Genomic DNA, 9,016 nt, shown 5'->3' with positions numbered 1-9,016 from the left:
ATGCGCGGTGCCCTCTGAAATATCCGCCCGGCACTGCTGTCGCAGCCTTGCCAGCCTATTATTTTCACACCTCACCCCTCACCCCTCACCCCTCACATATTTATTTCACTTCCACGCCCTGGGCTTGCAGATCCGCGTGGTAGGAAGAGCGGACGAAGGGACCGCAGGCGGCGTGGCTGAAGCCGATGCTGTCGGCCACGGCTTTCAGTTCGTCGAACTCGGCGGGCGGCACGTAGCGCTTCACCGGCAGGTGGTGGCGGCTCGGCTGCAGGTACTGGCCCAGGGTCAGCATGGTCACGTTGTGCGCACGCAGATCCTTGAGCACCTCCACGATTTCCTCGTTGGTTTCGCCCAGGCCCATCATCAGGCCGGACTTGGTGGCCACCTGGGGATGCATTTCCTTGAACCGGCGCAGCAGCTCCAGCGACCACTTGTAGTCGGCACCGGGGCGAGCCACCCGGTACAGGCGCGGCGCGGTTTCCAGGTTGTGGTTGAACACGTCCGGCGGGGTGTCCTTGAGGATCTCCAGCGCGGTGTCCATGCGGCCGCGAAAGTCCGGGGTCAGGATCTCGATCTTGGTGTTGGGGCTCTGCTCGCGGATGGCGCGGATGCAGTCGGCGAAGTGCTGGGCGCCGCCGTCACGCAGATCGTCCCGATCCACCGAGGTGATCACCACGTATTTCAGGCCCAGCTCCTTGATGGTCTTGGCCAGCTTGGCCGGCTCTTCCGGATCCGGCGCCAGCGGGCGGCCGTGGGCCACGTCGCAGAAGGGACAGCGACGGGTACAGATGGCGCCCAGGATCATAAAAGTGGCGGTGCCGTGGTTGAAGCACTCGGGCAGGTTGGGGCAGGAGGCTTCCTCGCACACCGAGTGCAGCTTGTTCTCGCGCATGATGTTTTTGAGCCCCTGTATGCGCTGGTTGCTGGGAGGAAGCTTGATCTTCATCCACTCCGGCTTGCGCAGCACTTCCTCTTCCGCTTCCGGCATGTACTTGACCGGGATCAGGGCCATCTTGTCGGCGTCACGCAATTTTACGCCGGGCTCGACGCGTACAGGTTTGCTCATAATTTCAGTTTCTCTGTGGTGTAGTAGAGATGTTGATAGCCAAGCTGCTCTGCCAGCAAGGGTACCAGCCGGGATTGGGCTTCTTCAAGGCTCTGGGGACCGCCGAGGGCGCAGCACTGGGTCATGGCCATGCCCGCGTAACCGCAGGGGTTGATGCGCAGGAAGGGCGTCAGATCCATGTTGACGTTGAGGGCCAGGCCATGAAAGGAGCAGCCGCGCCGTACCCGCAGGCCCAGCGAGGCGATCTTGCTCTCGCCCACGTAGACGCCGGGGGCGTCGGGCTTGGCATAGGCGTCTATCTGGTAGAGGGCCAGAAGCTTGACGATGGAGCTTTCCATGGCGGTGACCAGGTTGCGCACGCCCAGCTTCTTGCGGCGCACGTCCAGCAGCAGGTAGAGCACCAGCTGGCCGGGACCGTGGTAGGTGACCTGGCCGCCCCTGTCGGTCTGGACCAGGGGGATGTCGCCCGGATTCAGGATATGTTCGGGTTTGCCGGCCTGGCCCTGAGTGAAGACCGGCAGGTGTTCCACCAGCCAGAATTCATCCTCGGTGTGTTCATCCCGTCGGTCGGTAAAGAGCCGCATGGTATGCCAGACATGCTCGTAAGAGGCCTGCCCCCAGTGTCTGACGGTGAGATGATCCTGCTGCATGGCGGCGTCCTAGAGTACGTATTTGACCAGGTCCAGTTTGCCCAGCTCCTGATAGAGCAGCTCGACATGCTCCTTGCTGTGTACCGTGACGTGCACGGTCACCGCATGGTAGTTGCCCTTGCTGCTGGGACGGATCTGGGGACTGTAATCGCCGGGAGCATGCTGCTGCAGGACTTCCACCACCATGTCGGGCAGGCGGGCATCGGCCAGGCCCAGTACCTTGAACGGAAAACGGCAGGGGAATTCGAGCAACTCATCAAATTTGGTGTTCATGGCAACCTTTACAACGTGCGGTGTTCGATGGGCGGAGGAAAGCATTTCCACAACCTGTGTCGCATTTTTATCACAAAACCGGTTGTTCTAAAACCGGCAAGTTGCAGGGTCATGGCGCCAGGGCCAGAAGCAAAAAGCCGGAAGACCTGCGTCTTCCGGCTCTCGGCGTGAAAGTGAGGGCTCAACTCAGCTGAACAGCCCCTGGATCAGCAGCTTGATATAGTCGACGAGGCGGCTGAACAGCCCGCCCTGCTCCACCTCTTCCAGCGCCACCAGGGGCAGGGTGACCACGTCTTCCCCGGCCAGCTTGAGGTGCAGGGTGCCCACCTGCTCGCCCTTGGCCAGGGGCGCCTTCAGCGCCTGGTCGAGGGTAAAGTCGGCCTGCAGGTTCTGGGCCTGGCCGCGGGGAATGGTCACCGCCACCGCCTTGTCCACGCCCAGGGCGACGCTGTTTTTGTCACCCATCCAGATGCGCTGGTCGAGCAGCTTGGTGCCGGCCTGGTAGGGAGTCAGGGTCTGGTAGAAGCGAAAACCGTAGGTCAGCAGCTTCTTGCTTTCGGCGGCCCTTACCCGCTCGTTGGCCGCCCCCATCACCACGGCGATCAGGCGCATGTCGTCCTTGGTGGCGGAAGACACCAGGTTGTAGCCCACCTGGCTGACGTGGCCGGTCTTGATGCCGTCCACGTTCAATGACTGATCCCACAGCAGGGAGTTGCGGTTGTGCTGGGTGATGCCGTTGAAGCTGAAGGACTTCTCGGCATAGATGGCATATTCCTCCGGCACGTCGCGGATCAGCGCCTGGCCGAGCAGCGCCATGTCGTAGGCGGTGGTGAGCATCTCGTCGCTGTGCAGGCCGTGGGGGGTGACGAAGTGGCTGTCCTTCATCCCCAGGCGGGCGGCCCAGGAGTTCATCAGATCGGCGAAGGAGTTGACGCTGCCGGCCAGGTGCTCGGCCACGGCGATGGTGGCGTCGTTGCCGGACTGGATGATGATGCCCCGGTTGAGATCATCGATGCTGACCTGTTTGCCCACCTCCAGGAACATCACCGAGGAACCGGGAAAGTTCTGGGCCCAGGCGGCTTCGCTGACGGTCACCATGTCTTCCCGCTTGACCTTACCTTCCTGCAGCGCCTGGCCGAGGATATAGGAGGTCATCATCTTGGTCAGGCTGGCCGGTGGCAGCTGCTCATGGGCGTTCTGGGACACCAGTACCTGGCCGCTGGCGTAGTCCATCAGCACGTAGGACTTGGCGGCGATGGCCGGCGGCTCGGGGATCATGGGGGCTACCGTCTGGGCCTGTGCCGAGAACGACACCAGGCCGGCCAGAAACAAAGAGGGGAGAGTGTTAACCATGCGCATAACGTCTGTCGGTTCCCTGTTTTTATGGGCAGTATCTGCCGTCTAGGATAAAAAAAGCTCTGTCAGTTCAGGAAATAGGCCTGGGAATAGCCGGCGGCGATCAGCCTGGCCAGGGTGTCCTCGGTCTTGTTGGCCGGTATCGGGCCCATCTGGAGTCGGTACCACTCCGAACGGCGCTCCACCCGGGCGGGGAAACCATACTCCTTGCTCAGGCGGGCGGCAAGCTCCTTGGCGGTATCGGCGGAACGGGTGGCCAGCAACTGGATATGGCGGCCGCTATGGGCCTGGGCCAGCCGGGTCTCCTGGCCGCTGGGTGCCACCTTGATCAGTTCCACCTTCACCGGCGCCGTGCCGGTCTCCAGCATGCCGAGCTTGTAGGCGGCGGCATAGGACAGGTCGATAACGCGTCCCTCGTGAAAGGGGCCCCGGTCGTTGACCCGCACCACCACCTGCTTGCCGTTGCTGGTGTTGGTCACCCGCACGAAGGAAGGCAGCGGCAGGTGCTTGTGGGCCGCGGTCATGGTGTACATGTCGTACACTTCGCCGTTGGAGGTATGGTAGCCGTGGAACTTGGAGCCGTACCAGGAGGCCAGGCCTTCGTCCTTGTAGTTTTCCACGTCCCGCCATACCACATAATCCTGGCCCCAGACGTTGTAGTCCTTGTTGCCCTGGCGGCTGTAGGGCTCGTAGCGGGGCACGGCGTCCTTGACATGATCCAAGTTGGGCGGCGCCTTGGGTGCCTTGTCCTGGCGCAGGGCATAACGGCCGCCGGCGGTTTCCTTGTCCCAGGCGGCGTCCTTGCCCTGGTGTTGTTGCGGCTGGCTGCTGCAGGCCGCCAGCAAAAGGGCGGCCAGGGGAACCAGGTGTTTAGTGAGATTGTTCATAAGCCTGCTTGATCTGCTCACTCAGTTGGTAAACCGCCATGGCGTACAAAGGACTGCGATTATAGCGGGTAATGACGTAAAAGTTATGCCTGACCACCCAGTATTCGGGGCCTTCCACGCCGTCCAGCCTGATCAGCTTGACCGGGGTGCCGGCATCCAGCTCCGGCTCGATCAGCACGCCGGCGGCGACCAGCTCGGCCCAGCTGTGCTTGAGCTCCAGGGCCGGGTCCAGCAGCGCCTCGGCGGCGTCGGGCTGGGTGACCATGGCCGGGTAGGCGACATCCTCGCCCCATTGCCAGCGGTGCTCGTGGAAATAGTTGGCCACGCTGCCGATGGCATCGGTCGCCTCGAACAGGTTGATGTGGCCGTCGCCGTCGAAGTCGACGGCGTAGTGGCGGTAGCTGGAGGAGATGAACTGGCCCATGCCCATGGCACCGGCATAGGAGCCCTTGGGTTCATCCAGCGTCCAGCCCTGCTCCTTGGCCAGTTGCAGGTAGTGGCCGAATTCGGAGCGGAAGAAGGGGCCGCGGGGCGGATAATGGAAACCCAGGGTATAGAGGGCGTCGAGCACCTTGTGGCCGCCCATGTGGGCGCCGTAGAAGGTTTCCACCCCGATGATGGCGGCGATGAGCTGGGCCGGCACCTGCAGCTCCCGCTCGGCCCGCTCCAGCAGCTCCCGGTGCTCCTGCCAGAAGGCCACCCCTTGCTGCAGCCGTTTCTCGGTGAGGAAGATGGGCCGGTACTGGTGCCAGGGCTTGGCTTCCGCCGGCCGGGTCATGGCATCGATGATGCCCTGCTGGTAGTTGGCCTGGCTCATGGCCTGGGTCAGCTCGGCCAGGGGCAACTCGAACTTGCCGGAAAGCTCCTCAAGCCATTGCTGCTGCTCGCCGTTGGGCTCGGTGGCGTGAATGGAAGAAGTCAGGAGGACGGCCGCGGAAAAAAGGGCAAGGCGCATTCGGTAATCCTTTTATTTCGCCAACAGGCGCTTATGGGTATGAACGGACATGAGAATGCCAAATCCGGCCATCAGTGTCACCATGGAGGTACCCCCGTAGCTGATCAGCGGCAGGGGCACGCCCACCACCGGCAACAGGCCACTGACCATGCCGATGTTGACGAACACATAGACAAAAAACGTCAGGGTCAGGGCCCCGCCCAGCAAGCGGGCGAAGGCACCCTGGGCCTGGACCGAGATATAGAGGCCGCGGCCGATGATAAAGAGGTACAGCAGCATCAGCAGGCTGACCCCGACCAGGCCGAATTCCTCGCTCAGCACCGCGAAAATGAAATCGGTGTGCCGCTCGGGCAGGAATTCCAGCTGGGACTGGGTGCCCTGCAGCCAGCCCTTGCCCCAGGTGCCGCCGGAGCCGATGGCAATCTTGGACTGGATGATATGATAACCGGCGCCCAGGGGATCGCTCTCGGGGTTGAGCAGGGTCAGAACCCGTCGCTTCTGGTAGTCGTGCATCAGGAAGAACCAGAGCGCGGGCAGAAAGGCGGCCATGGCCGCCGCCGCCGCCAGGATCAGCCGCCAGGACATGCCCGCCAGGAAGATCACGAAAAAGCCCGAGGCGGCCACCAGCAGGGAGGTGCCCAGGTCCGGCTGCTTGGCGATCAGCAGGGTGGGAAACACCACCAGCCCCAGGGCCAGGAACAGGTGCAGCAGGTTGGGCGGCAGCGGATAGCGGCTGATGTAGGCCGCTATCATCATCGGCATCACCAGCTTCATGATCTCCGAGGGCTGGAAGCGGAAAGAGCCCACCTCCAGCCAGCGCTGGGCGCCCTTGCCGATGTCGCCCACCAGCAGCACCAGTACCAGCAGCAGCACCCCCAGGGCGAACACCGGTGGAGCCCAGCGGGCGTAGAAGCCGGGCGGCAGCTGGGCCAGCACCAGCATCACCACCAGGGACAGGCCGATGCGCATGCCCTGACGGGTAACGGCGTCGAGATCCTCACCGGTGGCGGAATAGAGGATGGCCATGCTGGCGCCCAGCAGGAGCAGCAGGGCCAGCAGCAGCGGCCAGTCCAAGTGCAGCAGCTCCCACAGCGGGCGGCGGCGGTGTTTATTCATCTTCGCTGGGCTCCTCGTTCTGCGCCAGGGCGGGCAGCATATAGAGATCGAGCAGGGCGCGGGCCACCGGGGCGGCGTTGGAACTGCCCCCGCCGGCGTTTTCCAGCACCACCGACACCACCACCTCGGGGTGTTCGTAAGGGGCAAAGGCCACGAACAGGGCGTTGTCGCGCAGGTGCTCCTTGGTGTTGTCGTGATCGTACTGCTGGTTCTCCGCCAGGCTGAACACCTGGGCGGTGCCGGATTTGCCGCCGGCCTTGTAGGGGCTGTCGAGGAAGGCCCGGCGGGCGGTGCCCTCGCTGCCGTGCACCACCCGGAACATGCCGGCCAGGCCCACGTCCCAGAAGCTGTCCTGCTTGAGCAGGATGGGCTCGCCCTTGCTGATCGGCATGGGGATCATGCCGTCCGGCCCCTTGATGCCGTGAAGCAGGCGGGGATGCACCGTCTCGCCCCTGTCCACCATGATGGCGGTGGCCCGGGCCAGCTGCAGCGGGGTGGCGGTCCAGTAGCCCTGGCCGATGCCCACCGAAATGGTGTCACCCTGGTACCAGGGCTGCTTGTGGCGGGCCTGTTTCCAGCCCCGGGACGGCATGATGCCGCTGGCTTCCTCGTGCAGGTCGATGCCGGAGAACTGGCCGAAGCCGAAGCGGGTCATGTAGTCGTGCAGGGTGTCTATTCCCAGCCGGTAGGCCAGATCGTAGTAGAAGGTGTCGGCCGAGATCTCGATGGCCCGGTACACGTCCATCCAGCCGTGGCCCCAGCGGCGCCAGTCGCGGAACTTGCGGCTGGTGTTGGGGATCTGGAAGTGGGGCCCGCCGAAGAAACGGGTGCCGGCGGTGAAGGCGCCCTCGTTCAGCCCCATCACCGACAGCATGGGCTTGACGGTGGAGGCGGGAGCGTAGATGCCCTGGCTGGCCCTGTTGATCAGGGGACGGTTGGGATCGTTGAGCAGGGCCCGGTATTCGGGGCCGCTGATGCCGTGCACGAAGGGGTTGGGATCATAGCTGGGGCTGGACACCAGGGCCAGCACCTTGCCGTCCTGAGGGGTCATGATCACCGCCGCGCCACGCCGGTCGGCCATCAGCTTCTGGGCCTTCTGCTGCAGGCCGATGTCGATGTTCAGGTAGATGTCGCTGCCGGGGACGGGCGGCTGGTACTTGAGGGTGCGGATCACCCGGCCCCGGTTGTTGACCTCCACTTCCTGGTAGCCGGCCTGGCCGTGCAGCAGGTCTTCGTAGTAGCGCTCGACCCCCAGCTTGCCGATGTCCCGGGTGGCGGCGTAGTTGGCCAGCTTGTTTTCTTCCCGCAGCCGCTCCACGTCCCTGTCGTTGATGCGGGCGACATAGCCGATGACGTGGGTGAAGGTGGCGGCATAGGGGTAGAAGCGCTTCAGGTAGGCTTCTATCGAGGCGCCCGGAAACTTGTGCTGGTTGATGCTGAACAGGGCCACCTGCGCTTCGGTCAGGCGGCTGACCAGCACTATGGGGTTGAAGCGGCGCTGGCGGCGCACGTCGGCCAGAAAGCGCTCCTTGATCTCCGGATCCAGCTCCAGCAGGGCGATCAGGCTGTCGACGGTACCTTCCAGATCCCGGGCCTGTTCGGGAGTGATTTCCAGGCTGTAGATGGGACGGTTTTCCGCCAGCAGCACCCCGTTGCGATCGTAGATAAGGCCGCGGGTGGGGGCGATGGGCACTACCTTGATGCGGTTGTCGTTGGAGCGGGTCTGATAGGTCTGATGCTCGTTGACCTGCAGGTGATAGAGGTTGGCGAGCAACACCCCCATCAGCAGCACTATGCCCATGAAGGAGATCAACGCCCGGCGCCAGAACAGGGAGGATTCGGCGCCGTGATCGCGCATCTTTACCCGGCCTTTTGCCATTCTTATTCTCGGTGGTAGGGATGGTTGTTATTGATGCTCCAGGCCCGGTACAGGCTCTCGGCCGCGACCACCCGCACCAGGGGATGGGGCAGGGTCAGTGGCGACAGCGACCAGGACTGTTCGGCGGTGGCCTTGCAGGCCGGCGCCAGGCCTTCGGGGCCGCCGATCAGAATGGCCACGTCCCGGCCGTCGAGTTGCCAGCGGGTCAGTTGTTCGGCCAGTTGCTCGGTGCTCCAGGGCCGGCCCGGAATGTCCAGGGTGACGACGCGGGCCGACTTGCCCACGGCAGCCAGCATCTGCTCCCCTTCCTTGTGCAGGATGCGGTCGATATCGGCATTCTTGCCCCGCTTGCCGGCCGGGATCTCGACCAGCTCCAGTGGCAGATCTCGGGGAAAGCGGCGTTGATACTCCTGAAAACCGTCGGATACCCAGGCCGGCATCCTGGTGCCGACCGCCACCAACTGCAATTTCATCAGGCCAGGGCCCCGACGGCGCTGCCACCCCAGAGTTTTTCAAGCTGGTAGAAGTCGCGGGTTTCTTCCTGCATCACGTGCACTATGGCTTCACCCAGATCGACCAGCACCCACTCGCCGGCGCCCTTGCCTTCCACCCCCAGGGTGTGCAGGCCGGCATGCTTGGCTTCGGTGGCCAGGTGCTCGGCGATGGCGTTGACATGGCGGCTGGAGTTGCCGGAGCAGATGATCATGCAATCGGTGATGGTGGACTTTCCGCTGACGTCCAGGACCTGGATGTCCCGGGCTTTGAGATCGTCGAGCTTGTCGACGATAAAGGCATGCAATTCGTGACCTTGCAAAGGGGTTTTCTCCTCGATTC

10 protein-coding genes are annotated in these 9,016 nt (G+C 63.6%); all 10 read right to left on the bottom strand.

Annotated elements, in window-relative coordinates:
• Nucleotides 1-100 precede the first annotated feature (100 nt).
• The 10 genes from lipA to rsfS all read right to left on the bottom strand — a co-directional run bounded on the left by lipA (nucleotide 101) and on the right by rsfS (nucleotide 8,996).
• A complete protein-coding gene (gene lipA / locus CGX12_RS10285) occupies nucleotides 101-1,066 on the bottom strand; it encodes a lipoyl synthase (RefSeq protein ID WP_094039790.1) in 966 nt (321 codons plus the stop codon).
• The gene (lipB, locus tag CGX12_RS10280) at nucleotides 1,063-1,716 is read right to left on the bottom strand and encodes a lipoyl(octanoyl) transferase LipB (RefSeq protein ID WP_094039789.1); all 654 of its coding nucleotides are present in this window, start codon (nucleotides 1,714-1,716) and stop codon (nucleotides 1,063-1,065) included. Before lipB ends, lipA begins: the two co-directional genes overlap by 4 nt.
• Nucleotides 1,717-1,725: 9 nt before the next feature.
• On the bottom strand, nucleotides 1,726-1,989 hold the full coding sequence (gene ybeD, locus CGX12_RS10275; protein WP_094039788.1) for a DUF493 family protein YbeD: 264 nt from the start codon (nucleotides 1,987-1,989) through the stop codon (nucleotides 1,726-1,728).
• Nucleotides 1,990-2,175: 186 nt separating this feature from the next.
• Nucleotides 2,176-3,342: a serine hydrolase gene (locus CGX12_RS10270; RefSeq protein ID WP_408645715.1), complete on the bottom strand. Its 1,167-nt coding sequence runs from the start codon at nucleotides 3,340-3,342 to the stop codon at nucleotides 2,176-2,178.
• A gap of 68 nt (nucleotides 3,343-3,410) precedes the next feature.
• Nucleotides 3,411-4,232, bottom strand: coding sequence for a septal ring lytic transglycosylase RlpA family protein (locus CGX12_RS10265; protein ID WP_094039786.1), 822 nt, complete (start codon nucleotides 4,230-4,232; stop codon nucleotides 3,411-3,413).
• Entirely contained in the window at nucleotides 4,216-5,187 is a 972-nt protein-coding gene (gene mltB / locus CGX12_RS10260; RefSeq protein ID WP_094039785.1) for a lytic murein transglycosylase B, read from the bottom strand. Before mltB ends, CGX12_RS10265 begins: the two co-directional genes overlap by 17 nt.
• A 12-nt stretch (nucleotides 5,188-5,199) precedes the next feature.
• On the bottom strand, nucleotides 5,200-6,303 hold the full coding sequence (rodA, locus tag CGX12_RS10255; protein ID WP_094039784.1) for a rod shape-determining protein RodA: 1,104 nt from the start codon (nucleotides 6,301-6,303) through the stop codon (nucleotides 5,200-5,202).
• Nucleotides 6,296-8,182, bottom strand: coding sequence for a penicillin-binding protein 2 (gene mrdA / locus CGX12_RS10250; RefSeq protein ID WP_094039783.1), 1,887 nt, complete (start codon nucleotides 8,180-8,182; stop codon nucleotides 6,296-6,298). The genes rodA and mrdA overlap by 8 nt, the downstream gene beginning before the upstream one ends.
• Nucleotides 8,183-8,184: 2 nt before the next feature.
• Complete coding sequence (gene rlmH / locus CGX12_RS10245) at nucleotides 8,185-8,655, bottom strand: 23S rRNA (pseudouridine(1915)-N(3))-methyltransferase RlmH (RefSeq protein ID WP_094039782.1); 471 nt, start codon at nucleotides 8,653-8,655, stop codon at nucleotides 8,185-8,187.
• Nucleotides 8,655-8,996 carry a ribosome silencing factor gene (gene rsfS, locus CGX12_RS10240; RefSeq protein ID WP_094039781.1) on the bottom strand — a complete coding sequence of 114 codons (342 nt, stop codon included), beginning with the start codon at nucleotides 8,994-8,996 and terminating at the stop codon, nucleotides 8,655-8,657. Before rsfS ends, rlmH begins: the two co-directional genes overlap by 1 nt.
• Nucleotides 8,997-9,016: the final 20 nt, after the last annotated feature.

This window comes from Zobellella denitrificans (assembly GCF_002237365.1).
In the GTDB taxonomy this organism is placed as follows: domain Bacteria; phylum Pseudomonadota; class Gammaproteobacteria; order Enterobacterales; family Aeromonadaceae; genus Oceanimonas; species Oceanimonas denitrificans.
The sequence above is the reverse complement of the archived record's forward strand: the minus strand, read 5'-3'. Positions and strand labels throughout refer to the sequence as shown.